The following is a 26,934-nucleotide window of genomic DNA, read 5'->3' on the forward strand; positions in this document are numbered from 1 at the left end:
CTCCCTAACTCCCCGTACTCCGATACGACCGAAGGCCCGCCCGCCAGGCCAGCCCCGCCAGGGCGCAGCAGCCCGCCGCGACCAGCGGTGGCGCGAAGGCCGCCCACTCCGGCAGGGGCAGCGGGTACGGCCGCCCCAGCACATAGCTCGCCGGCACCCAGTTGACGAAGGCCAGCGGCAGTACGAACGTCACGCCGCGCACCAGGTCCCGCGCGAACACCGTCGGCGGGTACTGCAGCAGCGTCGTACCGCCGTAGGTGAACGCGTTCTGCACCTCGGCGGCGTCCTGCGCCAGGAACTGGAACGCCGCGCCCGCCACGAACACGGCACAGAAGAGCGCCCCGCCGCTGAGCATCGTCACCGGCATGAGCAGCAGCTTCAGCGGGGTCCAGGCGATGTCCAGCGATGTGAGCGCGTAGCCGAGCACCAGCGACCCCTGCGTGATCCGGCCCAGGCGGCGCAGCGCGAAACGGTCGGCGGCCATCTGCGCCAGCACCGGCGCGGGACGCACCAGCAGCGTGTCCAGCGTGCCGTCGCGCACCCGGCGCCCCAGCCGCTCGATGGACCCGATCAGCAGGTCGGCGAGCCCGAAGGCGACGCTGGACAGTCCGTACAGGAAGGCGATCTCGGGCAGGGACCAGCCACCGAGCTCCTCGACCCGGGAGAACATCAGCAGGATCGCCGCGAAGTCGAGCCCGGTCACCGCGAAGTTCGTGACCAGGGTCAGAGCGAAGGAGACACGGTAGGCCATCGTGGACCGCACCCACATGGCAGCGATCATCAAGTAGGCCCGCAGCCCTTCCACCACACGAGTGCTCCGCCCGGCAGAACGAACCTCGGGGACACGCCTTCCGCCCCGGACGGGATCGGCCTCCCGCCCCGTCACGCGGCCGGCCTCCGTCACGCACCCGCCCTCCGTCGCCCGGTCCGCCTCCCGCAGGTGTGCGCCGTCCGGCGCGCCGGCCGTCCGCGGGCCCCGGCCGGGCCCCCCGCCCAGGGCCCCGTCCCGCCCCTGCCCCGGCTCACCCACCCTGGACCACCACCCGGCGGGTCGCCGCCGACTGGAGCAGGCGGCCCGCCGTCAGGAGGGCCGCCGCCCACGCGGCCTGGAAGGCGTAGGTGCTCAAGGGGGCGGTCTCGCCCAGGAAGACGTCGGCGGGGGCCTGGAGGACGCAGGACCAGGGCAGGGCCCGTACGATCTCGCCGAACGCGCCCGGGAAGACGTTCAGCGGGAGCAGCATCCCCGAGCAGAACCACCCGACGAGCCACGACATCTGCACCACCCCTGTGCCGTCGATCAGCCAGAACGCCGACAGCGCCACCAGGAACCGGATGGCGAAGCCGACCCCCCAGGCCAGCACCATCGCCACCAGGAACGCCAGCCACGTCACCACGTCCCGGGGCAGCGCCAGGTCGAAGAACAGCGCCCCGAAGAGGAACGGCGCCACCCCGCGCCCGAAGAGCTCGAACAGCGCCCGGCCCCCGTCGGTCGCCATCCACCACAGCTGCAGGTCCGCGGGCCGGTACAGGTCGGTCGCGACATCACCCGTACGGATGCGCTCCATCAGTTCGTCCTCGAACCCGCCCCCGCTGATGCCGAGCGTCTTGAACAGCGCCTGCCCGATCCACACATAGGTGACCGCCTGTGCCTGGTCGTAGCCGCCCAGGTGCGGTCTTTCGCCCCACAGCGCGAGGTAGGTGTAGACGAGGATCAGACCGAAGACGGTGTTGGTGAACACCCCGGCGACCGTGGCCGCCCGGTACGTCGCGTACCGTCGGAAGCCCCCCGCCGCGACGGCCGTGTACAACCGTCCCGAGCCCACACCCACAGCCCTCCCTCGTCCGTCGGCGTCCGCCGGCGGTCCCGCCCGGCACCGAAGCGCAGGAGCCTAGTCCGCGGCCGGCAGGGCCTGCCACGGTTTTTCCGGGGTGTGCCGGTTGCCGGGAACGGAACGGGCGATGCGAGAGTCTTCATCGGGGGGCGCAGAAGGCCTACGAGGCGTACGGGAACGTACGAAGCGAAACAGGAGTCCGTGCACGAGATGAGCGACGAGCCGCAGCCGCAGCCGCAGCAGCCGAACGAGGGCTGGGCACCGGGAGAGCCACAGGCGGCTGACGACCCGGGGGGCCCGAGAGACGGCAGGCGCGGGCGCACCGGCTGGCGCCGGCTGATCCCGACCTGGCGCATGGTGCTGGGCACCACGATCGTCGTCGTCCTGCTGCTGGTCGGCGGATTCTTCCTCGGCTACTCGCTGGTGAAGATCCCGCCGGCGAACGCGCTCGCCACCAAGCAGGCCAACGTGTACCTGTACGCGGACGGCTCCGTGATCGCCCGCGACGGCGAGGTCAACCGGGAGAACGTCACCCTCGCCCAGATCTCCAAGGACGCCCAGCACGCGATCCTGGCCGCCGAGGACCGTGACTTCTACACCGAGTCCGCCGTCGACCCCAAGGCGATGCTGCGCGCCGCCTGGAACACCGCGACCGGCAAGGGCAAGCAGTCCGGCTCCACCATCACCCAGCAGTACGTCAAGAACTACTACCTGCGCCAGGAACAGACCGTCACCCGCAAGGTGAAGGAGTTCTTCATCGCGATCAAGCTGGACCGCGAGAAGAGCAAGGACGAGATCCTGGAGGGCTACCTCAACACCAGCTACTTCGGCCGCAACGCCTACGGCATCCAGGCCGCCGCCCAGGCCTACTACGGCATGGACGCCGCCGACCTCGACCCGGCCCGCGCCGCCTACCTGGCCGCGCTGGTCAACGCGCCCAGCGAATACGACGTCGTCGTCCACCCGGAGAACCGGAAGGCCGTCGAGGCGCGCTGGAACTACGTCCTGGACGGCATGGTCACGAAGGGCTGGCTGAGCGAGTCAGAGCGCGCCGGGATGAAGTTCCCGATGCCGAAGGAGTCCGCCATCTCCAACGGCATGTCCGGTCAGCGCGGCTACATCGTCCGCATCGTCGAGGACTACCTCGTCCAGAACGAGATCGTCGACAAGGACTCGCTGGACGCGGGCGGCTACCGCATCACGACCACCCTGCAGAAGAGCAAGCAGGACGCCTTCGTCGAGGCCGTCAACGACAAGCTGATGGACAGGCTCGACAAGAAGAACCGCAAGGTGGACACGTACGTCCGCGCGGGCGGCGCCGCCGTCGACCCCAAGACCGGCAAGGTCGTCGCAATGTACAACGGCATCGACTACGTCAAGCAGTACACCCCCAACGCCACCCGCAGGGACTTCCAGGTCGGCTCCACCTTCAAGCCGTTCGTGTTCACCTCGGCCGTCGAGAACCACGCGCAGACGCAGGACGGCCGCATGATCACCCCGAACACGGTCTACGACGGCACCAACAAGCGCCCGGTGCAGGGCTGGTCCGGCGGCTCCTACGCCCCGGAGAACGAGGACCAGGTCTCCTACGGCGACATCACCGTCCGGGAGGCCACGGACAAGTCCGTGAACTCGGTGTACGCGCAGATGGCCGTGGACGTCGGCTCCGACAAGGTCATGTGGACCGCTGTCGACCTCGGCCTGCCCTCCAGCACGCCCGAGCTGACCCCGTCCCCGTCCATCGCCCTCGGTGTGGCCACCGCCAGCGTCCTGGACATGGCGGAGGCGTACGCCACGCTCGCCAACCACGGAAAGCACGGCACGTACACCATCGTCGAGAAGGTCACCCGCGAGGGCACGCCGGTCGAACTGCCCGAGCGGCGCACCAAGCAGGCCGTCAGCCGTGAGGCCGCCGACACCACCACGTCCGTGCTGCAGAGCGTCGTCCAGAACGGCACCGCCACCGCCGCGCAGGCCGCCGGCCGCCCGGCGGCGGGCAAGACCGGCACCGCCGAGGAGGACAAGGCGGCCTGGTTCGCCGGTTACACGCCCGACCTGGCCACGGTCGTCGCCGTGATGGGCCAGGACCCGGTCACGGCCGCCCAGAAGCCGCTGTACGGCGCGATGGGCCTGGAGCGCGTCAACGGCGGCGGGGCGCCCGCCGAGATCTGGGCCCAGTTCACCCGGGACGCCCTCAAGGGCAAGCCGGTCACCGACTTCGACCTGGAACTCCAGACCGGCGCCGGGGAGGACCAGGGCATCACCGAGGCCCCGGCCGACCCGACCACCGGCGGCCAGACCGACGGCGGCACCACGACCGGCGGGCAGGAGACCGGCAGCCAGACGCCGGGACAGACCCCGAGCACGCCCGACCGGACGCCGGGCCAGAGCGACGGCGGCACCACCGACGGCGGCACGACGGGCGGCACCCCCACGACCAGCGGCGGCACCACCGACGGAGGCACGGCCGACGGCGGGACCACCGCGGGCGGGGGCAGCACCGGTGACACGACGGGCGGCGGCGACACCACCGACGGCGGCACCACGGACGGCGCCGGAGGCGGATCGCCCGGCGGCACGACGGGCGGGACCGTCCCGCAGACGACCCGCAGAGAGTGACACGGCGCCGCTCCCGCCGTGAGCTGCTCCCTCAGTGACCGGAGGTCGCCTTCAGCCCCACCACGGCGACCAGCAGCAGACACACGAAGAAGACCCGGGCGGCGGTCGCCGGCTCCCCCAGCACCACCATGCCGAGCACCGCCGCCCCGGCCGCCCCGATCCCGACCCACACGCCGTACGCGGTACCGATGGGCAGGGTCCGGGTGGCGTAGGACAGCAGCAGCATGCTGGCGACGATCCCGGCGCCGGTGAGCAGGCTGGGAAGCGGGCGGGTGAAGCCGTCGGTGTACTTCATGCCGACGGACCAGCCGACCTCCAGCAGACCGGCGACGACCAGCAGAAACCAGGCCATGACGGCACCTCCGTGCAGCGAGCGGAACGGTGGTGCGTCGTCTTTGCCTTGAACCCGGTACGGCGCGTCTCGTCGGGCTCCCTCGAACCTAGCAAAACACCACGGCAAGGGGCCGGTGACCATGGTCACCGGCCCCTTGCGCCGCCGATCTACAGGTACAGACCCGTCGAGTCCTCGGACCCCTCGAACCGGTCCGCGGCGACGGCGTGCAGGTCGCGCTCGCGCATCAGCGCGTAGGCGATCCCCCGCACCTCGACCTCGGCCCGGTCCTCCGGGTCGAACAGGACCCGGTCACCGGGCTCCACGGTCCGTACGTTCTGCCCCACCGCGACGACCTCGGCCCAGGCCAGCCGACGGCCGACCGCCGCCGTGGCGGGGATCAGGATGCCGCCGCCGGAACGCCGCTCGCCCTCGCTGGTGTCCTGCCGGACGAGGACGCGGTCGTGGAGCATCCGGATGGGCAGCTTGTCGGGATGGGTGCTGTCGTTTCTGTTGGCGCTCACGCCTTGAAACCTACCTGTCTTCGCCGCGCGCGTACGCGGGTGGGTCAGCCCTTGCGCCGCCGGGTGCTCAGGGTGAGCAGCCCGACGACCCCGACCACCAGGAGCGCCGCGGGCACGACGCGCTCCAGCCGGGGCGCGCCCTCCTCGTCGACGAACTGCGCCTTCACATCGCTCACCACGCGGTTGACCTCGACGTAGGCCCGCCCGAGGGTGTGGTCGATGTTGGAGACGACCTTGGCCTTCGCGTCCCCGACGATCGTCCTGGGATGCACCCGCACCCCGATCTCGTCGAGCGTCTCGGCCAGCAGCGCGCGGCGGCGCCTGATGTCCGCCTCGATCTGCGCCGGGGTTCTGGTGTCCGCCGTGTCCGCCACCGTGTCGCCTCCGAAGTCCGCTTCTGCCTGTTGTCGGACAGTCTGTCAGTTCATCGTCGCACCTCACTGTCAGGACCCCCGGTTACGCTCGATCCCGGCACCCGATCCACTCAGTGCGTACGTACGAGGAGACAGACCGATGACCGACCGCCTCCAGCCCGGGGACGTCGCCCCCGCCTTCACCCTGCCCGACGCCGACGGCAACGAGGTGTCCCTGGCCGACCACAAGGGCCGCAAGGTCATCGTCTACTTCTACCCGGCCGCCCTCACCCCCGGCTGCACCAAGCAGGCCTGCGACTTCACCGACAACCTGGACGTACTGGCGGGCGCCGGCTACGACGTGATCGGCATCTCCCCCGACAAGCCCGAGAAGCTCGCCACGTTCCGCGACAAGGAGTCCCTGCGGGTCACCCTCCTCGCCGACCCGGAGAAGGAGGTCCTGCAGGCCTACGGCGCGTACGGCGAGAAGAAGCTCTACGGCAAGACGATGGTCGGCGTGATCCGCTCCACGGTGGTCGTGGACGAGGACGGCAAGGTCGAGCGAGCCCTGTACAACGTGAAGGCGACCGGCCACGTGGCCAAGATCATCAAGGATCTGGGCATCTGAGGACACTGCCCGGCCAGTAGCATGGCCGGGCAGCGCCAGGCGGCCGTGGTGGAATTGGCAGTCACGCTGGGTTTAGGTCCCAGTGGGGTAACTCCCGTGAGGGTTCGAGTCCCTCCGGCCGCACCAGTGTTCCGTTCGTCAGCCGAGCAGGTCCCGTACCGCCGGGACGAGGGCTCGGAAGGCCTGGCCGCGGTGACTGATCGCGTTCTTCTCCTCCGGGGTCAGTTCCGCGCAGGTCCGGGTTTCGCCCTCGGGCTGGAGGATCGGGTCGTAGCCGAAGCCGTTCGTGCCGGCGGGCTGGTGGCGCAGGACGCCGCGCAGTCGGCCCTCGACCACCCGTTCCGTGCCGTCGGGCAGGGCGAGCGCCGCCGCGCAGGCGAAGTGGGCGCCCCGGTGTTCGTCGGCGATGTCCGACAGCTGGGCCAGCAGCAGTTCGAGGTTGGCCCGGTCGTCGCCGTGGCGGCCCGCCCAGCGGGCGGAGAAGATGCCGGGGGCGCCGCCGAGGACGTCGACGCACAGGCCCGAGTCGTCGGCGACGGCCGGGAGGCCGGTGGCCCGGGCGAGGGCGTGGGCCTTCAGCAGGGCGTTCTCGGCGAAGGTGACGCCCGTTTCCTTGACGTCGGGGACATCGGGGTAGGCGTCGGCGCCCACCAGCTCGTGGGGCAGGCCGGCGTCGGCGAGGATCGCCCTGAGTTCGGTGATCTTTCCGGCGTTGCGGGTGGCGAGGATCAAGCGGGTCATGGCCCCCAGTATCACCGGGGGCCGAGGCCGCGCGTTACGGCGTGCAGACCTTGGTCAGTTCGCGGGCCGCGTCGGTGACGGGGCTGACGTCGGGCGTCTCGTCACCGTTCTTGATCGCCGTACGGACGTTGTCGACGGCCTGGGTGAGGTCGTCGACCGCCTTGTTGACGTCGGCGTTGTCGGTCTTGTCGCCGAGCTTGTCGAGGCTCTTGTCGATCGAGTCGAGTGACTCGTCGAGCTGCGTGGGGTCGTTGGCCGCGTTGTCCACGGCCTGCTGGAGGTCCGTGACGCTGTCGGCGATGGTGTCGGCGGTCTGGACGCAGTCCAGCGCCTTGTCGACGGCGTCGCAGCCGGTGGTCAGTCCGGCGGTCAGCGCGACAGCCGCCAGGGTGGCGGCGACGGCTGCGGTGCGGCGTCGGCGGCTCGCGGCCATGGAACGGTCCCTCCCTAAGTGGGCGCGAAGGCCCGGGTCGCTGGCCGGGCGCACAGGGATGAGCCGTGCGCCCGTACTCCTTCAGACGCGCGGGCGCCCGGCGCGGTTGCCGTCACCGGCCACCTGTTTTGGGACGCCCTTTACCTTCGTCGTCGCCTTCGTCATCGTTCCTGGAGCGTGTCCAGGGCCTTGCGCTGGAGGGTGGCCAGCTCGGTGCAGCCGGCGACGGCCAGGTCGAGCAGCGCGTCGAGCTCCTCGCGGGCGAAGGGTTCGGCCTCGGCGGTGCCCTGGACCTCGACGAAGCGGCCGTCTCCGGTGCAGACGACGTTCATGTCGGTGTCGGCCTTGACGTCCTCCTCGTAGCAGAGGTCCAGCAGCGGGACTCCGCCGACGATGCCGACCGAGACGGCGCTGACCGTGCCGGTGAGGGGCTGGCGGCCGGGCTTGATCAGCTTCTTGCGCCGGCCCCAGCCGACCGCGTCGGCGAGTGCCACGTAGGCGCCGGTGATCGCGGCCGTGCGGGTGCCGCCGTCGGCCTGGAGGACGTCGCAGTCGAGCACGATGGTGTTCTCGCCGAGCGCCTTGTAGTCGATGACGGCGCGCAGGGAGCGGCCGATGAGGCGGCTGATCTCGTGGGTGCGGCCGCCGATCCTGCCCTTGACGGACTCGCGGTCGCCGCGGGTGTTGGTGGCGCGGGGCAGCATGGCGTACTCGGCGGTGACCCAGCCTTCGCCGCTGCCCTTGCGCCAGCGCGGGACGCCCTCGGTCACGGAGGCGGTGCAGAGGACCTTGGTGTCGCCGAAGGAGACGAGGACGGAGCCCTCGGCGTGCTTGCTCCAGCCGCGTTCGATGGTGACCGGGCGGAGCTGTCGGGGAGTGCGGCCGTCGATTCGAGACATGCGCTGAGCCTAGCCGCACATACGGAAGGGGCCCCTCCCCGGTGGTGACCAGAGCAGGGGCCCTCAGGGCGTGAAGCCGGGGCGATGCCCGGGCTTCACATCATGTCTTCGATCTCCGCGGCGATCGGGTCCGCGTCGGTGCCGATGACGACCTGGATCGCGCTGCCCATCTTGACGACGCCGTGGGCGCCCGCGGCCTTCAGGGCGGCCTCGTCGACCTTGCCGGGGTCCACGACCTCGGTGCGCAGGCGCGTGATGCAGCCCTCGACCTCTTCGATGTTGTCGATGCCGCCGAGCCCGGCAACGATCTTCTCAGCCTTGCTGGCCATGCTTGTTCTCCCTGATCCGAACCGCTTTGTCGCAGTAACCCACAGTTGGCCCATCTTCGCGAGCGGTCCTGTCGTACGTACCGAATCCTGGCGTCACGACCGCGGAACCGTCCGTCGACTGGTCTACACCACGAGGCCGTCTCTCGACAAAGGGGGCCGGATGAGCGCCGACAGCGAGGTCAGTTCCGTCCGGGCTCGCTGGAACACTCTGTTCCAGGGGCTCCAGAAGATGGGACGCAGCCTCCAGCTGCCGATCGCCGTCCTGCCGGCGGCGGGCATCCTCAACCGGCTCGGGCAGCCGGACGTGTTCGGCGAGGAGGGTCTGGGCTGGACGAACGTCTCCAAGGTGATGGCGGGCGCGGGTGGGGCGCTGCTGGACTCGGCCCTGGGGCTGCCGCTGCTGTTCTGCGTCGGGGTGGCCATCGGCATGGCGAAGAAGGCGGACGGCTCGACGGCGCTGGCCGCGCTGGCGGGGTTCCTCGTCTACCACAACGTGCTGCGCCAGTTCCCGGAGGACTGCCCGGCGGGGGCGAAGGTGGTGGTCACCGGGTGCCAGGCGGCCGACGGCACCGTTTCCGCCTTCACGTACCAGAATCCGGGTGTCTTCGGCGGGATCGTCATGGGTCTGCTGTCGGCCTTCTTCTGGGCGCGTTTCCACCGCACGAGGCTGGTGGACTGGCTCGGTTTCTTCAACGGCCGGCGGCTGGTGCCGATCATCATGGCGTTCGTGGCCATCGCCTTCGCGGCGCTGTGTCTGTGGGTGTGGCCGCCGGTCGGTGACGCCCTGGAAAGCTTCAGCCGCTGGCTGCGCGACGCGGGCGAGTGGGGCGCGGGGATCTTCGGGATCGCGAACCGGGCTTTGCTGGTGGTGGGTCTGCACCAGTTCCTGAACGTGCCGATGTGGTTCCAGTTCGGCAGTTACACCAAGCCCGACGGCACGGTCGTGCACGGTGACATCAACATGTTCCTGGCGGGCGACCCGCAGGCCGGGCAGTTCACCTCCGGCTTCTTCCCGATCATGATGTTCGCGCTGCCGGCCGCGGCCCTGGCGATCACGCACTGCGCCCGGCCCGAGCGCCGCAAGGAGGTCGGCGGCCTGATGCTGTCGGTGGCGCTGACCTCGTTCGTCACGGGCATCACGGAGCCGATCGAGTACTCGTTCCTGTTCGTCGCGCCCGCGCTGTACGCGGTGCACGCGCTGCTGACGGGGGTGTCGATGGCGGTGACGTGGGGGCTGGGGGTGCACGACGGGTTCAGTTTCTCGGCGGGCCTGATCGACTACGTCATCAACTGGAACCTGGCGACCAGACCGTGGCTGATCATCCCGATCGGGCTGTGCTTCGCGCTCGTGTACTACGTGGTGTTCCGCTTCGCGATCACGCGGTTCGACCTCAAGACTCCGGGGCGGGAGCCGGAGCAGGAGGTCGAGGACGTCACCAAGCTCTGACGGCGGAGGAGGCCGGGGGACGACGGCGGACGGGACCGGATCCGACGGTCGGAATCCGACGGACGGACTCCGACCGACCGAACCGGACCGAACGAATCCGACCGAACGGCTGTGACGGGCCGAATCCGGCGGACCGGATCCGGTGGCGGCAAAGGGCCGAAATCGACGGCGGACGGGACCGGGACCGACGGCGGAACGTAGCGGATCAGTAGCGGGAATCGCGGGTTCCTTATCCTGCCTTCACCGTGCTACAACAGGTCTACACCACTGAGTGGTTTAGACCAGACACCGCCGTCCCCTCCCTGTTTCCCCGGGCGGCGCATGCCCACTGGAGGAAGTTGTGACCACGGCCAGCGCCGCTCCCGCGGCCGACAAGAAGAAGGGCGCCGGGGCGATGGCTGTACTGCAGCGTATCGGCCGCAGCCTGATGCTCCCCGTGGCGGTGCTGCCCGCCGCCGCGCTCCTGGTCCGCCTCGGCAACACCGACATGCTCGGACGCGAGTCGTTCCCCGCGTTCCTCACGAAGATCGCGTCCTTCATGGCCGCCGGCGGCAACGCGATCCTCGACAACATGGCCCTGCTGTTCGCCGTGGGCATCGCGATCGGCTTCGCCAAGAAGTCGGACGGCTCGACGGCCCTGGCGGCCGTGGTCGGCTACCTCGTCTTCAAGAACGTGCTCGCCACGTTCACCGACAAGAACCTGCCGCAGGTGGCGAAGGCCGTCGACGGCAAGGTCGTCATGGTGGACGCCCCCGTGGACGCCAAGGTCCTCGGCGGTGTGGTGATGGGTCTCGTGGTCGCCCTGCTCTACCAGCGCTTCTACCGCACCAAGCTGCCGGACTGGGCGGGCTTCTTCGGCGGCCGCCGACTGGTCCCGATCCTGGCGGCCTTCGCGGGCCTGGTCATCGGCATCGTGTTCGGCTACATCTGGCCGGTCCTCGGCACGGGCCTGCACAACTTCGGCGAGTGGCTGGTCGGCTCGGGCGCCGCCGGCGCTGGCATCTTCGGTGTCGCCAACCGGGCGCTGATCCCGATCGGCATGCACCACCTGCTCAACTCCTTCCCCTGGTTCCAGGCCGGCGAGTACGAGGGCAAGAGCGGTGACATCGCCCGGTTCCTGGCCGGTGACCCGACGGCCGGGCAGTTCATGACCGGCTTCTTCCCGATCATGATGTTCGCGCTGCCGGCCGCCTGCCTGGCGATCGTGCACTGCGCCCGGCCCGAGCGCCGCAAGGTCGTCGGCGGCATGATGTTCTCCCTCGCGCTGACCTCGTTCGTCACCGGCGTCACCGAGCCGATCGAGTTCACGTTCATGTTCATCGCCCCGGTCCTGTACGCGATCCACGCGGTGCTCACCGGTGTGTCGATGGCGCTGACCTGGGCGCTCGGAATGAAGGACGGCTTCGGCTTCTCGGCCGGCGCGGTCGACTTCTTCCTGAACCTGGGCATCGCGACCAACCCGTGGGGCCTGGCGCTGGTGGGCCTGTGCTTCGCCGCGGTCTACTACGTGGTCTTCCGCTTCGCGATCACCAGGTTCAACCTGCCGACGCCGGGCCGGGAGTCCGACGAGGAACTGGCGGAACTGCAGAAGGCGGAGGCCAAGTAGGCCTCGCGCAGCGACAGACACGGCTGTGGGCCACGGGCGGCGCCGCCCGTGGCCCACAGCCGTGTCCAGGCTCTAGATCTCGTACGTCTGTCGCGGTGCCGCCAGCTCGACCGGGCCGTCGTAGACCGCGCGGGCGTCGGCGAGGTTGACCTGGGGGTCGGTCCACGGGGGGATGTGGGTGAGGACCAGGCGGCGTGCGTGGGCCCGGGCCGCCGTCTCACCCGCCTCACGGCCGTTGAGGTGCAGGTCGGGGATGTTCTCCTTGCCGTGTGTGAACGCCGCCTCGCACAGGAACAGGTCGGCGTCCCGGGCGAGTTCGTCCAGCGCCGGGCTGACGCCCGTGTCACCGGAGTACGTCAGGACCTTCCCGCGGTGCTCGATGCGGATGCCGTACGCCTCCACGGGGTGCGCCACGCGCTCGGTGTGCACGGTGAACGGGCCGATCTCGAAGGTGCCCGGCTTGACCGTGTGGAAGTCGAAGACCTCGCTCATGGAGGAGGCCGAGGGGGTGTCGGCGTAGGCGGTGGTCAGCCGGTGCTCGGTGCCCTCGGGTCCGAAGACGGGGAGCGGAGCGCAGCGGCCGCCGTCGTGCCGGTAGTAGCGCGCCACGAAGTACGCGCACATGTCGATGCAGTGATCAGCGTGCAGATGGCTGAGGAAGATCGCGTCGAGGTCGTAGAGACCGCAGTGGCGCTGCAGCTCGCCAAGGGCGCCGTTGCCCATGTCGAGGAGCAGCCGGAAGCCGTCGGCCTCGACGAGGTAGCTCGAGCAGGCCGATTCCGCGGACGGGAACGACCCCGAGCAGCCGACGACGGTGAGCTTCATGAAGCAGAAACCTCCGCTGGCGGGAAAAGTCTGTGAGGGGCGTCGGGGGTCGTGCGGTTCGTCGAGCGTAAGGCGCAAAACGTCCGGTCGCTCCTCCACCAGGGGCTGTTGTGGGCGAACTCACCTGTGGTGTCACCGGTTCGGCTGGACGTGGGGCGCGTGGGATGTTCGGGAGGGCGCGCGGGTGTGGATGTGCGCCGGTACCGTCAACGATATGGACACGTCCTGGTGGCTGGCACTCGCGGCGCTGATACTCCTCGCCCTCGTCGCCACGCTCGTCGACGGGTGGGGGCGGGGCCGGCGGTCACTCGAACGGCGCGCCCGGTTCTGGGGGCGGGGCACGACGGGGAACGGCCGACCGCAGCCGGCGGAGATCTGGTGGGCGGACGTGCCCTACGAGGACGACCAGGGCCGGGCGAAGGACCGGCCGTGTCTGGTGCTGGCGGTACGCGGGGAACGGGCGACCGTAGCGAAGATCACCACCAGGTTCCGGGAAGAGCGCGCCGGAGTGATCCCGCTGCCCCCCGGCGCGGTCGGCGACGCCCAGGGCCGTACGAGCTTCCTGGAAACGGACGAGCTGCGCGAGGTCCCCGTGTGGGGCTTCCGCCGGCGGGTCGGCGTGGTGGACCCGACCCTGTGGGACCGGGTGCGCTACCTGGCGGGGTGACGACCGACCCGGCGGGCCGCGCACGGCCGCCCGTCCTCGGGTTGGAAGACCCCGAGGGCGTGCCCGGCTGCCCCGAGCCGTCGGCCCGGAAACGCCGAGCCCCGTCATCCGCCCGAAGTGCCCGGCGACACCCGCCGCGTCCGCCCCGGTGAGAGCCGGCGCATCCGGCCGCGCGGCACCAGACCGCCCTCGACGAACCCCCGCCCCCGATCCCGTATCGAGCCCCCAGCGGAGACGAGCGCGGCTGGGCGTGCCCGTCACCACCGAGCGCACAGCGGGATCCCCGAGCCCGAGTCCCGTCCGCCCGAAGGACCCGACGGCGCCCGCCCCGTCCGCCGGCCCCGCGGGTCGGCCGGTACGGTCCAACCGCGCGGCACCCCACCACCCGCGACCAGCCCCCCGGGTCCGGCCCCGCGTCGAGCCCGCGCGCGCAGTGCGCGGCTGGGTGGGCCGGGCAGCGGCCTGACCGGCCGGTCAGCAGGCGCGCCCCGGAGAAAGGCCGAGGGACCGGAGCCCCGGCCCCGGTCCCTCGGTTCGCGGATGTGGTCAGGCCCAGAGTTGGCCCTGGAGCGCTTCGATGGCCTCTTCCGTGGTGGGAGCCGTGTAGACGCCCGTGGAGAGGTACTTCCAGCCGCCGTCGGCCACGATGAAGACGATGTCGGCCTGTTCGCCGGCCTTGAGCGCCTTCTTGCCGACGCCGATCGCCGCGTGCAGGGCCGCACCCGTGGAGACGCCCGCGAAGATGCCCTCCTGCTGGAGCAGCTCGCGGGTGCGGGTCACGGCGTCCGCCGAGCCGACCGAGTAACGCGTGGTGAGGACGGAGGCGTCGTAGAGCTCGGGGACGAAGCCCTCGTCGAGGTTGCGCAGGCCGTAGACGAGGTCGTCGTAGCGCGGTTCGGCGGCGACGATCTTGACGTCCGGCTTGTGTTCGCGGAGGTAGCGGCCGACGCCCATGAGGGTGCCGGTCGTGCCGAGCCCGGCGACGAAGTGGGTGATCGACGGGAGGTCCGCGAGGATCTCGGGGCCCGTCGTCGCATAGTGGGCGCCCGCGTTGTCCGGGTTGCCGTACTGGTACAGCATCACCCAGTCCGGGTGCTCGGCCGCGAGCTCCTTGGCGACGCGGACCGCCGTGTTGGAGCCGCCCGCGGCGGGGGAGGAGATGATCTCCGCGCCCCACATGCCGAGCAGGTCCCGGCGCTCCTGCGAGGTGTTCTCGGGCATCACGCACACCATGCGGTAGCCCTTGAGCTTGGCCGCCATGGCCAGCGAGATGCCCGTGTTGCCGCTCGTCGGCTCCAGGATCGTGCAGCCGGGCGTCAGGCGGCCGTCCTTCTCCGCCTGCTCGATCATGTGCAGGGCGGGACGGTCCTTGACCGAGCCCGTGGGGTTGCGGTCCTCCAGCTTCGCCCAGACACGGACGTCGGCGGACGGCGAGAGCCGCGGCAGGCGCACCAACGGGGTGTTGCCCACCGCGGCCAGGGGGGAGTCGTAACGCATCGGGGACCAGCAGCCCGTCAGGCCATGCCGCCGGCCACGGCCGGCAGGATCGTCACGTTGTCGCCGTCGGACAGCTTCGTGTTGATGCCGTCGAGAAAGCGCACGTCCTCGTCGTTGAGGTAGACGTTGACGAAGCGGCGCAGCTGGTCGCCGTCCACGATGCGGGCCTCGATGCCCGCGTGCCGGGTCTCGAGGTCGGCGAAGAGCTCGGCGAGGGTGTTCCCGGTGCCCTCCACCGCCTTCTGGCCGTCGGTGTACTGGCGGAGGATGGTCGGGATGCGGACCTCGATGGCCATGGCTCAGGGCTCCTGTCGGAAGGTTTCGTCGGGTCGGTGGGCGCGCGGCGGCGCGGACGTGCGGGGGTGCGGGGTCGTACGCAGGGTGAGCGGTCGCCGCGGCTCACGGCCGTACGGCGGCAGGGCGGCGTCAACAGATGGCGCTGGCAAGCCTGCACAGGTCGACGTGCAGCCGCGCCACGAGCAGCATGCCCGGCGTCTTCTCGCTCACGTCGTGGAGAACCATGAACTCATCGTATCGATTCCCGATCGGGGGCTCGGAGTGTGATATCGCATGCCGGACGATTTGCGACCGAATGATGAGACGCACCTGTTCAGGCGCCGACCAGCGGTCGTCAGTAGGCGTCGACGACCTTGACCTCCTCCTCCGTCACCTCGCCGTCCACGATGCGGAAGGAGCGGAACTGGAACTCTCCCGCTCCGTCCGTGTCCGCCGTGGAGACCAGGACGTAGTGGGCGGCGGGCTCGTTGGCGTACGAGATGTCCGTGCGGGACGGGTAGGCCTCGGTCGCCGTGTGGGAGTGGTAGATGATCACCGGCTCCTCGTCGTTGTCGTCCATCTCGCGGTAGAGCCGGAGCAGGTCCTGGGAGTCGAACTCGTAGAACGTGGGCGAGCGGGCCGCGTTCAGCATGGGGATGAAGCGCTCGGGGCGGCCGGAGCCCACCGGGCCCGCGACCACGCCGCACGCCTCGTCGGGGTGGTCCTTGCGCGCGTGCTCGACGATCCGGTCGTACAGGGCCTGGGTGATGGTCAGCATGCTGGTCAGGATAAGCAGAAGGGCCGTTCCGTACCGAGGGATGGTACGGAACGGCCCGTATGCCGGACGTCCTGAGCGGCAGGCGCACGGGATGCCACGAGAATCCCGTGCGCCTGGACGTCCTCGGGAAGATCGGCCGTCCTCGGGAAGGGTCAGCCGACCTTCTCCAGCTCCGGGTCGCGGCGCTGGGTGACCTCCGGGTTGCGGCTCTTGAGGACCGCCCAGCCGACGGCCAGGGCGGCGGCCCAGCCGGCCATCACGTACAGGCAGACGCGGGAGTCGGCGTCGTACGCGATCAAGCCCGTGACGAAGAGCAGGAACGCGATGGCGATGTAGGAGCACACCGCGCCGCCCGGCGCGGGGAAGGAGGAGGAGGGCAGCCGGCCCGCGACCACGGCCCGCCGGTACAGCACGTGGCTGACCAGGATCATCAGCCAGGTCCAGATGCCGGCCGCGGTGGCGACGGAGGTGACGTAGCCGAAGGCCTTCTCGGGGACGACGTAGTTCAGGACCACGCCGATGCCCATGAAGAGCACCGAGATGGTGATGCCGAGCGCCGGGGTCTTGGTCGACGACAGCTTCGTGAAGACCTTGGGGGCCTCGCCGTTGTCGGCCAGGGTGCGCAGCATGCGGCCCGTGGAGTACATGCCGGAGTTGCAGGAGGACAGCGCGGCGGTCAGCACGACGAAGTTGACGATGCCCGCGGCGGCCGGGATGCCGATCATCGCGAACGCCTTCACGAAGGGGCTGACGCCCTCGGCGAACTCGGTCCACTTCACGACGCAGAGGATGACCGTCAGCGCGCCGACGTAGAACAGCGCGATACGCCAGGGCAGGGTGTTGATCGCCTTGGGGAGGGTCTTCTCCGGGTCCTCCGACTCACCGGCGGTCACACCGACCAGCTCGACGGCGAGGTAGGCGAACATGACGCCCTGCAGGGTCATCAGGGACGAGCCGATGCCCTTGGGGAAGAAGCCGTCGAAGGCCCACAGGTTGGAGACGGCCGCGGTGTCGCCGGCGGCGCTGAAGCCGAAGGTCAGCACGCCCAGGCCGATCACGATCATGCCGATCAGGGCGGTGACCTTGACCATCGAGAACCAGAACTCGATCTCGCCGAACAGCTTCACCGAGATCAGGTTGGCCGCGAACAGGACGACCAGGAAGACCAGCGCCGTGACCCACTGCGGGACGGACGGCCACCAGTAGTTCACGTAGATGGCGGCGGCGGTGAGCTCCGCCATGCCGGTGACCACCCACATCAGCCAGTACGTCCAGCCGGTGAAGTAGCCGAAGAACGGGCCGAGGAACTCGCGCGAGTACTCGGCGAAGGAACCCGAGACCGGGCGGTAGAGCAGGAGCTCGCCGAGCGCCCGCATGATGAAGAAGATGATCACGCCCGCGAGGGCGTACATGAGGATCAGGCTGGGGCCGGCCTTGGCGATGTTCGCCCCGGCGCCCAGGAAGAGGCCGACGCCGATGGCGCCGCCGATGGCGATCATCTGGACCTGACGGCTGCCGAGCCCGCGCTCGTACCCCTCTTCGGGGACGGTCTCCGTGTCGACCTGCGCTGAGGTCATGTGTGGTGCGCCTTTCTCCATGCCGACCCGGGCCTGGAGTCGGCCGCGGATCGGGTCTCGATCCCCCCGGATTGCTGGAGCGGTGCCTGACCGACGATCCGTCGGCCACATGGCGCACCCGGCCGAACATTCGGGTGGTGTTCGCCGGGCGGTCGAGAAGATTTACCACGGCCGCACCTCTGATCACCGGCGGGCGTTGTGGCGCACCACACAGAGAGAAGCGGACAAAGAGTTCACTAAGGGTGCATAAGGGGCCGTCGCGGTGACGCGATCGTTATGCGGATTTGAGCGTCCGCTGAGCGGACACACCATCCCCGCACCTACGACCTGAAGGTGCCGACTCACGGCATGAGCGTGCCGACCAGCGTCTCCTGGAGCCCGCCCAGCCACAGATACGCCATCACCATGGGCTTGCGCGGGTCCTCGTCCGGGAGGCGGAAGAGGAGGTCGGTGTCGTCCTCGTCGGCGATCTCCAGCCGGGAACCGATCGCCAGGCGCAGGTCGTTGAGGGCGCCGAGCCACTGCCGGGACTCCTCCGCCGACAGTTTGAGCACCGCACCGCCCTCACCGGCGGCCGCCGAGGCGAGCCCGTCCAGGGAACGGATCACCGCGAGGGCGTTGTCGCGCTTGCCGGCGCGCAGGTCGTTCTCGGTGAAGCGGCGGAACTCCGCCGAGTAGGCCCGCTGCTCCTCGGCCTCCTCGGCCTCCGGGGTGCCGTCGGGGTCGCTGTAGGCGTCCGGGAAGAGGCGCTTGAGCACCGGGTCGGAGGGCGGCTCGCTCGGCCCCTCGGCGAAGAGTTGGGCGAGCGGGTCGGCCTGCGCCTCCTCCGCGGGGCCCGGGCCGATGAGCTCCAGGAGCTGCACGGCCAGCGACCGGATGATGGAGATCTCGACGTCGTCGAGGGCGACGGCCGCGCCGCCGCCGGGGAGCGGTTCGAAGTGTCCTGACATGAAGGCGATTCGCTACTTCCGGTCCTGCTGGAGGGTGGCCCACAGGCCATAGCCGTGCATGGCCTGCACATCCCGTTCCATCTCCTCGCGCGTTCCGCTGGAGACGACCGCCCGGCCCTTGTGGTGGACGTCGAGCATGAGCTTGGTGGCCTTGTCCTTGGAGTAGCCGAAGTACGTCTGGAAGACGTACGTCACATAGCTCATGAGATTGACGGGGTCGTTGTGAACGATCGTCACCCATGGAACATCGGGTTCCGGTACAGCGGAGACCTCCTCCGCCGACTCGGTCTTCTCGATCTCGATGGGTGCGGCTGCCGTCACATGGCCCATGCTGCCACCACAGGGGGGTACTCGCACAAACAGGTCCCGGGGGGCGCACAGGTCCGCCTGTAAATCGTCAGAGTGACGAAATGGGGGTACCATCCTTGCCATGAACACAGCGGACCTTGGGCTGCCGGTGGACGTTCCCTCGACGGCGCTCTTCACGGACCAGTACGAGCTGACGATGCTCCAGGCCGCCCTGAGGGCCGGCACGGCCGAGCGGCGGAGCGTGTTCGAGGTCTTCACCAGGCGGCTGCCCGACGGGCGCCGGTACGGTGTCGTCGCGGGCACCGGGCGGGTGCTGGACGCGGTCGAGAACTTCCGTTTCGACGCGGGCGTCCTCGGCTTCCTGCGCGACCGGAACATCGTCGACGAGGAGACCCTGACCTGGCTCGGCGCATACCGCTTCGGCGGTGACATCTGGGGCTACCCGGAGGGCGAGGTGTACTTCCCGGGCTCGCCGATCATGCGGGTCGAGGGCACCTTCGCCGAGTGCGTGCTGCTGGAGACCGTGATCCTGTCGATCCTCAACCACGACTCGGCGATCGCCGCCGCGGCCTCCCGGATGTCGTCGGCCGCCGGGGAGCGCCCGCTGATCGAGATGGGCGCCCGGCGCACCCACGAGCTGGCCGCGGTGGCCGCCTCCCGGGCCGCCTACGTCGGCGGTTTCGCCTCCACTTCCGACCTGGCCGCCGGCTTCCGCTACAACATCCCGACCGTGGGCACCTCCGCGCACGCCTTCACGCTGCTGCACGACAGCGAGCGGGACGCCTTCCAGGCCCAGGTGGACTCGCTGGGCCGGGGCACGACGCTGCTCGTCGACACCTACGACGTCGCGGAGGCGGTCCGTACGGCCGTCGAGATCGCCGGGACCGACTTGGGCGCGGTCCGGATCGACTCTGGCGACCTGCTGCTGGTCGCCCACCGGGTGCGGCAGCAGCTGGACGAGCTGGGCGCCCGCAACACCAAGATCATCGTGACCTCGGACCTGGACGAGTACGCCATCGCCTCGCTGGCGGCGGCGCCCGTGGACGCGTACGGCGTCGGCACCCAGCTGGTGACCGGCTCCGGCCATCCGACGTCCTCGATGGTCTACAAACTGGTCGCGCGCGCCGAGTCCGACGACCAAAAGGCGCCGCTGGTGCCGGTGGCGAAGAAGTCCACCGGCGGCAAGACCTCCATCGGCGGGCGCAAGTGGGCCGCGCGACGGCTGGACGCGTACGGGGTCGCGGAGGCCGAGGTGGTCGGCACCGGGCCGGTGCCCGGCGAGCTGGTGGACCGGCAGCTGCTGGTCGAGCTGGTCAAGGGCGGCGAGGTCGTCGCCCGTGAGCCGCTGGACGCCGCCCGGGAGCGGCACGCGGCCGCCCGCGCCGGTCTGCCGCTGTCGGCTACACAGCTCTCCCGCGGGGAACCCGTCCTTCCGACGGAGTACGTCCACGGGCGCTCGGGTAGCTAGGGGATGTCCTCCGGGGCGGCCGACGGGCAGCCGCAAGCCCCGCAGACCCCTCCCGGACCGCATCCCAACTCAATAGGCTCGGAGGTTCACCGGCCGGGCCCCGCACCCTGAAGCCCGACCCCAGAGTCGAAGGACACCGACCATGCGCCGCGCCTTGATCGTCGTAGACGTGCAGAACGACTTCTGCGAGGGGGGCAGCCTTGCGGTGGCCGGCGGTGCCGACGTGGCTGCCGCCATCACCGAGCTGATCGGGCAGGCGCCCGCCGGCTACCGGCACGTCGTGGCCACCCGCGACCACCACATCGCGCCCGGCGGCCACTTCGCCGACAACCCCGACTACGTCCGCTCCTGGCCCGCGCACTGCGTCGCCGGGACGGAGGGCGTCGGCTTCCACCCGAACTTCGCCCCGGCCGTCGCCTCCGGCGCGATCGACGCCGTCTTCGACAAGGGGGCGTACGCGGCGGCGTACAGCGGGTTCGAGGGGACCGACGAGAACGGGGTCACGCTCGCCGACTGGCTCAAGGCCCGGGAGATCGACGAGGTGGACGTGGTGGGCATCGCCACGGACCACTGCGTGCGGGCCACCGCGCTGGACGCCGTGCGGGAGGGCTTCCGCACCCAGGTGCTGCTCGACCTGACCGCCGGGGTGGCGCCGGAGACCACCGAGCGGGCCGTGGAGGAGATGCGGGGGGCGGGAGTGGAGCTGTCCGGCAAGCCCGTCGTCCAGTAGGCGCCCGACGGGCGTCAGGCCTGCGGTGTCGGCCGCCGGAGCAGGGCCCTGATCGGTCGCCACAGTTCCTGGACGAGGTCCGGGCTGGTCGCGACACCGTTGTCAGGGGCCGTACGCCATATCAGGCCGTCCGGGTGGTGCAGGACCGCGGTGACCTCGTCGGGGGTCGGCGGGGCGGCGTTGCCCCGCAGGTAGACCGCGCGCAGGCCCAGGTTGCGCAGCCTGGTCAGGGCGCGTGCGCGGTTCACCGCGTGCACCAGGACGCGCACGCGGCCGGGGCCGTCGGCGGCGGGGCTGGGCAGGTTCAGCGCCACCACCACCGTACCGTTCGGCAACTTGCAGAAACCTCCTGCGGCCATGCGGTCACACCCCCGTGATCTTCGGTGTCAATAAGAGAGCCACAGGACGCACCTAAACACGGATCGGCGGCAACCCGCCAGTGGGTTGCCGCCGAATGCCGTCTGACCTGCGGAAACTCTGCGTTACTTCACCGCGGGGCCGACCTCGACGGAGATCGTCGAGCCGTTCTTGGCCTCCTTGACGATCTTGATCTTGGTGTTGGTGTCAGTGATCTTGACGCCCGCGGCCCTGTTGGACTCGTCGTAGTAGGTGCTGGTGTGGTCGTTGAAGACCGGCACGCCCTTCGACGACGGGATCTTCGTCGCGATGCCCGCCTTGTGCAGCGTGAGGCCGTCCGTGCGGTACAGGCTGAACGGCGAGTCGTAGGCCTGGATGCGGTTGCGCATCAGCGTGCCGTCGGACCACTTCAGCGCGGTCGGGTGCGAGTCGACCGGCAGGAGCAGGCCGGTGCCGGGGTGCTGGCTGGTGTTGTTGTCCGCCTGGGAGGTGTCCCACTTCCAGATCAACAGGCCGTTCTGGTACGGGTAGTGCTCCACCCAGTCCGGACGGTCCGGCGCGAACCCGAAGTTGTACGGGCCGACCTTGAGGGTCTTGTCGTACGACACGTACTGGCGGTTCTCGGCGATGTAGTACTGCGCGTAGTCCCGCGTGAAGGACGCGCCGATCCGGGAGAAGCCGGTGGCCGTCCAGGCCGGGTCCGCGCTCTCCGCGCCGTCGGTGAACAGGGCGGTGCCGTCGGCGGTCACGGTGATCGCGTCGGCCGTGAAGCCCTTCATGGCCAGACCGCCGTCGGTGGCGTAGCGGAAGCGCAGGTCGATCTTCTTGCCCGCGTAGGCGTCCAGCGAGTACGACAGCTTCTTGTAGCCGTCGACCGTGCCGGTCAGCGCGGGCTTGTCGCTCCCGTCGCGCGGGATCGGCCGGCCGTCCACCGTGCCGTCCAGGGCGGTCCAGTCGGCACCGCCGTCGGTCGAGACCTCGGTGTAGAGGTAGTCGTAGTTGGCCTCGATCTCGTACCAGCCGTCAAGGGTCAGCGTCGCCGCCGACTTACCGGTCAGGTCGACCGAACGGGCCAGGGTGTTCTTGAGGTTGTTGCCGCTGCCGCTCCACCACTGGGAGGCACCCTCGGCGGGGACGACGATCTCGGTGGTGACCGGCTTCTTCGGCAGCTCGACCACGAGCGCCTGCTTGTTCTTGGTGTTGTACTCGGCGACGCCCAGCTTGTGCTTCGACTTCGTCGCGGCCTTGGCCGTGTCGTAGTCGAGCCAGCCCAGCTGGAGCTTGTCCCAGGCGGTCATGTCGCCGGGCAGGTCACCGATCTCGTTCTTGCCGGTGCCGAGCCAGGAACCGGAGGACATCAGCGTCCAGAACCCGGTGGAGTTCTCGCCGCCCGCGGTGTCGTAGTGGTCGGGCAGGCCGAGGTCGTGGCCGTACTCGTGGGCGTAGACGCCGAGTCCGCCGTTCTCGGGCTGGACGGTGTAGTCGCCGACCCAGATGCCGGTGGAGCCGATCTGCGCGCCGCCCAGCTTGTTGTTCTCCGGGCCGGTGGCGCCCGCGTCGGTGCCGAACGCGTACCAGCGGTGCGCCCAGATGGCGTCCTCGCCCTGCGCGCCGCCGCCCGCGGACTCGTCCTCGCCGGCGTGCACGACCTGGAAGTGGTCGATGTAGCCGTCGGCCTCGTTGAAGTCGCCGTCGCCGTCGAAGTCGTAGCGGTCCCACTGGTCGTACTGGGCGACGGCCGCCTTGATCTGGGCGTCGGTCTTCCCGGCTGCCTTCTGCTGGGAGACCCACGCGTTCAGACCGTCGCTGACGACGTTCCACACGCTCGGGCAGTTGGTGTCACCGCACTTGTTGTTGCCGTAACGGGCCTCGTTGTACGGGACCTTGACCCAGTCCGAGACCTCGCCCTCGACGGAATAGCGGCCCGAGGACTGCTTCTCGTAGTACTTCTTGACCGACTCGGCCTTCTTGCCGGTGCCGAAGTAGAGGTCCTGGAAGTGCTCGCGGTCGTAGTCCGCCTTCCAGGCCGTGGAGTTGTCCTTGGTGCGGTCCGGCTGCGGGATCTGGTTGTGCAGCGGGCCCGGGGTGCCGCCGTAGCGGCTGTCTATCTGGTCGCCGAACTCGACCAGGATGGTGAAGATCTTGTCGGTCTTCTCGCGGCCGAGCTCGACGTACTTGGGGTCGCCCTTCTTGCTCTTGAGCTGGACGACCTTGGAGCCCTCCCGGTTCTGCACGGTGGCCTTGCCGGATATGACCTGCTTCAGGGCCTCCTCGCGCTGTTCCTCCTGGGTCTTGGACAGCGGTCCTTCGAGGTCGTGCTCGACGTGGTCGTGGTCCGCCGGGTCGCGCCGGTCCACGGTGGCGGACGTTTCGGCCGGGTCGGCGGCCTGGGCCACGCCGTACAGGGAGAGAGTGGCGGTGGCCGCCGCGAGCGCCACGGCTGTCGCCGCGGCTCTGAACGTCCGGGGTCTACTGGTCACTTGAGATCCTCCCCCGCGTCCGTGCGCGCGGAAGGAAGGAGTCCGGGTCATGGAAGGTCCGCGCGCGCGTGATCAACGCGTGTAGTCAAGTGACGACATTTGACTAGAGGTTCAGAAGAAAAGACAGACCTTGACTTGAACAAGTCAATTGCACTATGCGGAGCCGGCGTCCGCTTTACGGACACCCGGGCTACCCCTCCCCCGTCCCGGCTCCTCTTCGGCCCGCCCTCGACAGGCGCGTTCGACCGTCCACTTCGTGGACACCATGACTCCGTGCGCCCCCCGTGCACCGGCACTGTTGGTTAGGTCACGCTTACCGTTCGCTCGGCTCGGGCATGCACGCCAAAAGAGTCGAGATGCCCCCGCTTCCGAGGACACGATTGCCATGCCTCGTCCGACCGTCGCACAGCTCGTCTACGGTACGTGCACCGTGATCTTCTCGACGCTCGCGATGCTGTCGCTGTCACAGGCGCGTTCCGGCCCGGCCATCGCGGTCATCGCCGTGGCGGGGCTGGCGCTCGGGCTGCTCGTCGCCATGACAGTGCCACTGCCGAAGCAGCGTACGAGCGTGCAGGTACAGCCCGCCCCCGAGGAACGCGTCCCGGCGTCGATCAGCCGGCCGGCCGCCACGGAACCCGTGCGTGAGCGGGCGGCCTCCTGAGCGTTCCCCTCAACCGGTGCTGACCACCACCGTTTTGGCGGCCTTGTCGTGCAGACCCTGTTTGTACGGCTTGTCGAAGAAGCTCCAGCCGCCCGAGATGGCGGTCCAGATGCAGGCGCAGCAGAACGCGAACGGCAGCCACAGCACCGCGGCGCGCGTCAGCGAGGTCTGTACGGAGGGCGTGGCGCCGTTGTCGAGGTTGGCCACCCGCAAGTTCAGCCACTTCTTGCCGAGGGTCTGCCCCGTCCTGGCGGTCAGGAAGGTGTCATAGGCGATGTAGAGGACGGCGGCGGCGAGCGACTGCCCGAAGGATCGGCTCGCCTCGATCCTGTCGCTGTCGACGTCGTACTCGTTGACGCCGAACGCCCAGGTGAGCAGGAAGACCACGGCACCCACGAGGATCATGTCGATGATGCGGGCGAGCGTGCGCTTGCCGCTGTCGGCTAGCGGGGGCATGCCGGCGAGCGGATCGGTGGGGTAGGGGCCGCCGCCGTACGGGCCACCACCGTAGGGGCCGCCGCCCCCCGGGGGCGGCGGGGGCTCCGCACCGTGTGGCGTGTCCGCACCCTCGCCGGGCGGGGGCTGCTTCCTGAACCGGTCGCCCTCGGGCTGCTGCCCGAAGCCGGGGGGCGGCTGCTTCCTGAACGGGTCGTCCTCCGGCTGCTGCCCGGAGCCGGGGGGCGGCGGGGGCTGGGCACCGTGGGGCGTGTCCGCACCCCCGCCGGGCGGGGGCTGCTTCCTGAACGGGTCGTCCTCGGGCGGCTGCCCGGAGCCGGGGGGCGGTTCGGTGCTCATGGCCCGAGTCGACCGCGAACCTGCCGGTTCCGCATCCGGCGGGCGGCCGTCCGGGGTACCGGGGTCAGCCGGGCCCTTCGCCGGCCACCCTCAGCCCGCGACGAACGTGCGCGCGGCCTTGTCGTGCCAGCACTGGCGCCACGGCTTGTCGAACAGGCACCACAGGACGCCGACGACCCCGACGACGAGGAGTCCGGGGACGCTGTAGACCAGCCAGCGGCGCAGGGCCGCGCCGAACTCCGGCGCCTCGTGGCCCTCGATGTCCCGCACCTCCAGGCCCAGCAGTTTCTTGCCCAGCGTGCGGCCCCACTTGGCGGTGGGCAGCACCTCGTACACCACGCCGAAGAGCAGCAGGACGGCCAGGACGATGCCGAGGTACACCGACGTCGTGCCGTCGAGCAGCCAGACCGTGACGGTCTCGCCGGAGAGCTTGGCCGCGTCGATCTTCTCGTTGACGTGGTCGACCGCCTTGATGCCGAGGGGGACGGCGGCCACGGCCGTGACGCCCGCGACGACGAGCGTGTCGACGAGCCGGGCGGTCAGCCGCTTGCCGAGCGGCGCGGGCCGCGCCGACGCCTGACGCCGGGCGGCCGCCTGGAACGGGTCCTCGACCGGCGGCTTCCAGGGCGCGACGGGCTGCTCGCCACCGCCCGCCCCGGCCAGCCGGTGCACCTGCTGCGCCCAGGACGACTGACCGCCGCCGGGGCCGCTCGTCAAGGGCGTGCCCGGGGCGCCGGAGGCGGCGGGCTGCGGACCGGCGGAGTGCGCAGGGACGGTCGGGGAGGGAGCCTGCTGCGGCCCGGACAGCGCCGTCGGCACGGCCGCGGGGGCCTCGGCTCCCGCCTGCCCCGCCGCGGCCCGGTCGGCGGCGGCCTTCCCGGCCCCGAAGCCGGGGCGCCCCGCGCCGGGAGCCCCGAACCCGGCCGACGCCGCCCCGCCTTGACCGCCGGCACCGGCACCAGGGGCCGCCGAACCACCCTGGGAGCCGCCCGCACCGCCCTGCCCCGGAACACCGAACCCGGCCGACGCAGCGCCCGCGGCGGACGCGGTCGCACCGGCCTGCCCCTGGGCGACGAAGCCGGAGGCCGAACCCCCTGCGGGCGCCGGGCCGTTGCCGGACCCGCCGGACCCCGCACCCGCCCCTGCGCCACCGCCGACGCCGGCGCCGGCACCTGCCGACGGGCCCGTGCCCGCGGGCCCCGACCCGGACGCCCCGCCCCGCTGCCCCGCGTGCGGAGAGACCGCGCGGAAGGTCATGGTGCCCTCGTCGTCGTGCCCGGCGGGCTCCCCCGCCCCTCCCCCGGTCTGCCCCGCCGGTCTGCGGAAGACGAACGTGCTGCCCGAAGCGGCGTCTTCCGCCTCCGAGTCGGCCGGAGGCGTGGTCGCCGTGCTCCCCGGCTGGGCGGGACCGCCCGCGTGCGGCGCCCGCGGTGCGGCGCTCTGCGCGCCCTGCGGGGCGCCCCAGGACACCCGGCGGTCCTGGTCGCCGCCGAAGCCGGACTGGCGGGAGCGGTCGGCGCCCCAGGCGGACGCGGGTTCCGGACGGCTGCCGTGCTGGGACTCGGACGCCGGCGGTTCCTCGACCGGGTCCTCGTCGAAGAAGTGCGGACCGGTCTCCTCGACGGAGGCGGCCGGCTGCGCCGGGCGCACGCCGGGCGGCGGTTCCAGCGACTCGCCGTCCTTGGGCGCCGGTCGGCTGGTGCCCGGTACCCAGGCGGCACCGTTCCAGTACCGGACATATCCAGGAATGGACGGGTCCGGGTAGTACCCTTCGCGGGGCCTGTCGTCACCGGGGGCCGGGGTTGGGGCGCTCATGTCCGTC

The 26,934-nt window shown here is 70.5% G+C and carries 29 protein-coding genes, 1 tRNA gene and 1 riboswitch; of the genes, 9 read left to right on the plus strand and 21 right to left on the minus strand.

All coding sequences use genetic code 11. The features are described 5' to 3' along the window. Positions 1-4: 4 nt before the first annotated feature. Both ACFPZJ_RS03505 and ACFPZJ_RS03510 read right to left on the minus strand, forming a co-directional pair. On the minus strand, positions 5-808 hold the full coding sequence (locus ACFPZJ_RS03505; RefSeq protein ID WP_381016949.1) for an ABC transporter permease: 804 nt from the start codon (positions 806-808) through the stop codon (positions 5-7). Positions 809-1,022: 214 nt separating this feature from the next. Next, the gene (locus ACFPZJ_RS03510; RefSeq protein ID WP_381016951.1) at positions 1,023-1,829 is read right to left on the minus strand and encodes an ABC transporter permease; all 807 of its coding nucleotides are present in this window, start codon (positions 1,827-1,829) and stop codon (positions 1,023-1,025) included. A 213-nt stretch (positions 1,830-2,042) separates the two neighbouring features. Between ACFPZJ_RS03510 and ACFPZJ_RS03515 the strand changes: the two genes are divergently transcribed. Further along, positions 2,043-4,451, plus strand: a complete 2,409-nt coding sequence (locus ACFPZJ_RS03515) for a transglycosylase domain-containing protein (RefSeq protein WP_381016954.1) — start codon at positions 2,043-2,045, stop codon at positions 4,449-4,451. 31 nt (positions 4,452-4,482) lie between these two features. Here the strand turns inward: ACFPZJ_RS03515 and ACFPZJ_RS03520 are convergent, their stop codons facing one another. The 3 genes from ACFPZJ_RS03520 to ACFPZJ_RS03530 form a co-directional block, all read right to left on the minus strand. Then, positions 4,483-4,803, minus strand: coding sequence for a DMT family transporter (locus ACFPZJ_RS03520; RefSeq protein ID WP_381016957.1), 321 nt, complete (start codon positions 4,801-4,803; stop codon positions 4,483-4,485). A gap of 31 nt (positions 4,804-4,834) precedes the next feature. Next, positions 4,835-4,904, minus strand: a riboswitch (guanidine-III (ykkC-III) riboswitch). A 48-nt stretch (positions 4,905-4,952) separates the two neighbouring features. Then, positions 4,953-5,255 (minus strand): GroES family chaperonin, encoded by a 303-nt coding sequence (locus ACFPZJ_RS03525; RefSeq protein ID WP_381017322.1) that lies wholly within the window; start codon positions 5,253-5,255, stop codon positions 4,953-4,955. A gap of 95 nt (positions 5,256-5,350) precedes the next feature. After that, positions 5,351-5,680: a DUF3618 domain-containing protein gene (locus tag ACFPZJ_RS03530; RefSeq protein WP_381016960.1), complete on the minus strand. Its 330-nt coding sequence runs from the start codon at positions 5,678-5,680 to the stop codon at positions 5,351-5,353. Positions 5,681-5,819: 139 nt separating this feature from the next. Between ACFPZJ_RS03530 and bcp the strand changes: the two genes are divergently transcribed. Together bcp and ACFPZJ_RS03540 are read left to right on the plus strand one after the other, a co-directional pair. After that, a complete protein-coding gene (bcp, locus tag ACFPZJ_RS03535) occupies positions 5,820-6,287 on the plus strand; it encodes a thioredoxin-dependent thiol peroxidase (RefSeq protein WP_381016962.1) in 468 nt (155 codons plus the stop codon). 39 nt (positions 6,288-6,326) lie between these two features. Further along, a tRNA-Leu gene (locus tag ACFPZJ_RS03540) sits at positions 6,327-6,413 on the plus strand. A gap of 12 nt (positions 6,414-6,425) precedes the next feature. Here the strand turns inward: ACFPZJ_RS03540 and rdgB are convergent. From rdgB to ACFPZJ_RS03560, 4 genes are all read right to left on the minus strand, one after another. Next, a complete protein-coding gene (gene rdgB / locus ACFPZJ_RS03545) occupies positions 6,426-7,028 on the minus strand; it encodes an RdgB/HAM1 family non-canonical purine NTP pyrophosphatase (protein ID WP_381016964.1) in 603 nt (200 codons plus the stop codon). A 34-nt stretch (positions 7,029-7,062) separates the two neighbouring features. Beyond that, entirely contained in the window at positions 7,063-7,461 is a 399-nt protein-coding gene (locus ACFPZJ_RS03550; protein WP_381016966.1) for a hypothetical protein, read from the minus strand. 161 nt (positions 7,462-7,622) lie between these two features. Beyond that, complete coding sequence (rph, locus tag ACFPZJ_RS03555) at positions 7,623-8,360, minus strand: ribonuclease PH (protein WP_381016969.1); 738 nt, start codon at positions 8,358-8,360, stop codon at positions 7,623-7,625. Positions 8,361-8,455: 95 nt separating this feature from the next. Continuing rightward, on the minus strand, positions 8,456-8,689 hold the full coding sequence (locus tag ACFPZJ_RS03560) for a PTS sugar transporter subunit IIB (protein WP_365825347.1): 234 nt from the start codon (positions 8,687-8,689) through the stop codon (positions 8,456-8,458). 160 nt (positions 8,690-8,849) lie between these two features. Here ACFPZJ_RS03560 and ACFPZJ_RS03565 point away from each other — a divergent pair, with 160 nt between their 5' ends. Further along, positions 8,850-10,136: a PTS transporter subunit EIIC gene (locus ACFPZJ_RS03565; protein ID WP_381016971.1), complete on the plus strand. Its 1,287-nt coding sequence runs from the start codon at positions 8,850-8,852 to the stop codon at positions 10,134-10,136. A gap of 340 nt (positions 10,137-10,476) precedes the next feature. Beyond that, the gene (locus ACFPZJ_RS03570) at positions 10,477-11,742 is read left to right on the plus strand and encodes a PTS transporter subunit EIIC (RefSeq protein WP_381016973.1); all 1,266 of its coding nucleotides are present in this window, start codon (positions 10,477-10,479) and stop codon (positions 11,740-11,742) included. A 72-nt stretch (positions 11,743-11,814) separates the two neighbouring features. On the opposite strand, the gene ACFPZJ_RS03575 is transcribed toward ACFPZJ_RS03570, so the two are convergent. Further along, complete coding sequence (locus tag ACFPZJ_RS03575; RefSeq protein WP_381016976.1) at positions 11,815-12,567, minus strand: MBL fold metallo-hydrolase; 753 nt, start codon at positions 12,565-12,567, stop codon at positions 11,815-11,817. Between the two features lie 214 nt (positions 12,568-12,781). On the opposite strand from ACFPZJ_RS03575, the gene ACFPZJ_RS03580 reads away from it, so the two are divergent. Then, positions 12,782-13,234, plus strand: a complete 453-nt coding sequence (locus tag ACFPZJ_RS03580; protein ID WP_381016979.1) for a type II toxin-antitoxin system PemK/MazF family toxin — start codon at positions 12,782-12,784, stop codon at positions 13,232-13,234. 546 nt (positions 13,235-13,780) lie between these two features. Here the strand turns inward: ACFPZJ_RS03580 and ACFPZJ_RS03585 are convergent. The 7 genes from ACFPZJ_RS03585 to clpS form a co-directional block, all read right to left on the minus strand. After that, the gene (locus ACFPZJ_RS03585; RefSeq protein ID WP_381016982.1) at positions 13,781-14,731 is read right to left on the minus strand and encodes a PLP-dependent cysteine synthase family protein; all 951 of its coding nucleotides are present in this window, start codon (positions 14,729-14,731) and stop codon (positions 13,781-13,783) included. 17 nt (positions 14,732-14,748) lie between these two features. After that, positions 14,749-15,027, minus strand: coding sequence for a MoaD/ThiS family protein (locus ACFPZJ_RS03590; RefSeq protein ID WP_381016984.1), 279 nt, complete (start codon positions 15,025-15,027; stop codon positions 14,749-14,751). A 130-nt stretch (positions 15,028-15,157) separates the two neighbouring features. Continuing rightward, complete coding sequence (locus tag ACFPZJ_RS03595; protein WP_312025360.1) at positions 15,158-15,253, minus strand: putative leader peptide; 96 nt, start codon at positions 15,251-15,253, stop codon at positions 15,158-15,160. A gap of 109 nt (positions 15,254-15,362) precedes the next feature. Further along, a complete protein-coding gene (locus ACFPZJ_RS03600) occupies positions 15,363-15,785 on the minus strand; it encodes a M67 family metallopeptidase (RefSeq protein ID WP_381016987.1) in 423 nt (140 codons plus the stop codon). Between the two features lie 152 nt (positions 15,786-15,937). Further along, entirely contained in the window at positions 15,938-17,362 is a 1,425-nt protein-coding gene (locus ACFPZJ_RS03605) for an amino acid permease (RefSeq protein WP_381016989.1), read from the minus strand. 341 nt (positions 17,363-17,703) lie between these two features. After that, positions 17,704-18,312, minus strand: coding sequence for a DUF2017 domain-containing protein (locus tag ACFPZJ_RS03610; RefSeq protein WP_381016992.1), 609 nt, complete (start codon positions 18,310-18,312; stop codon positions 17,704-17,706). 12 nt (positions 18,313-18,324) lie between these two features. Next, a complete protein-coding gene (gene clpS, locus ACFPZJ_RS03615) occupies positions 18,325-18,642 on the minus strand; it encodes an ATP-dependent Clp protease adapter ClpS (RefSeq protein WP_381016994.1) in 318 nt (105 codons plus the stop codon). A 100-nt stretch (positions 18,643-18,742) separates the two neighbouring features. Between clpS and ACFPZJ_RS03620 the strand changes: the two genes are divergently transcribed. Both ACFPZJ_RS03620 and ACFPZJ_RS03625 read left to right on the plus strand, forming a co-directional pair. Continuing rightward, the gene (locus ACFPZJ_RS03620; RefSeq protein ID WP_381016997.1) at positions 18,743-20,089 is read left to right on the plus strand and encodes a nicotinate phosphoribosyltransferase; all 1,347 of its coding nucleotides are present in this window, start codon (positions 18,743-18,745) and stop codon (positions 20,087-20,089) included. A gap of 142 nt (positions 20,090-20,231) precedes the next feature. Further along, positions 20,232-20,819 (plus strand): nicotinamidase, encoded by a 588-nt coding sequence (locus ACFPZJ_RS03625; RefSeq protein WP_381017000.1) that lies wholly within the window; start codon positions 20,232-20,234, stop codon positions 20,817-20,819. Between the two features lie 14 nt (positions 20,820-20,833). On the opposite strand, the gene ACFPZJ_RS03630 is transcribed toward ACFPZJ_RS03625, so the two are convergent. Together ACFPZJ_RS03630 and ACFPZJ_RS03635 are read right to left on the minus strand one after the other, a co-directional pair. Continuing rightward, on the minus strand, positions 20,834-21,178 hold the full coding sequence (locus ACFPZJ_RS03630; RefSeq protein ID WP_381017002.1) for a hypothetical protein: 345 nt from the start codon (positions 21,176-21,178) through the stop codon (positions 20,834-20,836). A 123-nt stretch (positions 21,179-21,301) separates the two neighbouring features. Then, positions 21,302-23,656, minus strand: a complete 2,355-nt coding sequence (locus tag ACFPZJ_RS03635) for an immune inhibitor A domain-containing protein (protein WP_381017005.1) — start codon at positions 23,654-23,656, stop codon at positions 21,302-21,304. A 385-nt stretch (positions 23,657-24,041) separates the two neighbouring features. On the opposite strand from ACFPZJ_RS03635, the gene ACFPZJ_RS03640 reads away from it, so the two are divergent. Then, positions 24,042-24,317, plus strand: coding sequence for a hypothetical protein (locus ACFPZJ_RS03640; RefSeq protein ID WP_381017008.1), 276 nt, complete (start codon positions 24,042-24,044; stop codon positions 24,315-24,317). A 9-nt stretch (positions 24,318-24,326) separates the two neighbouring features. On the opposite strand, the gene ACFPZJ_RS03645 is transcribed toward ACFPZJ_RS03640, so the two are convergent. Together ACFPZJ_RS03645 and ACFPZJ_RS03650 are read right to left on the minus strand one after the other, a co-directional pair. Next, the gene (locus ACFPZJ_RS03645) at positions 24,327-25,112 is read right to left on the minus strand and encodes an RDD family protein (RefSeq protein ID WP_381017010.1); all 786 of its coding nucleotides are present in this window, start codon (positions 25,110-25,112) and stop codon (positions 24,327-24,329) included. A 90-nt stretch (positions 25,113-25,202) separates the two neighbouring features. Next, positions 25,203-26,927: an RDD family protein gene (locus ACFPZJ_RS03650; protein ID WP_381017013.1), complete on the minus strand. Its 1,725-nt coding sequence runs from the start codon at positions 26,925-26,927 to the stop codon at positions 25,203-25,205. Positions 26,928-26,934 lie beyond the last annotated feature (7 nt).

Source organism: Streptomyces bullii, assembly GCF_042657145.1.
Lineage (GTDB): Bacteria > Actinomycetota > Actinomycetes > Streptomycetales > Streptomycetaceae > Streptomyces > Streptomyces bullii.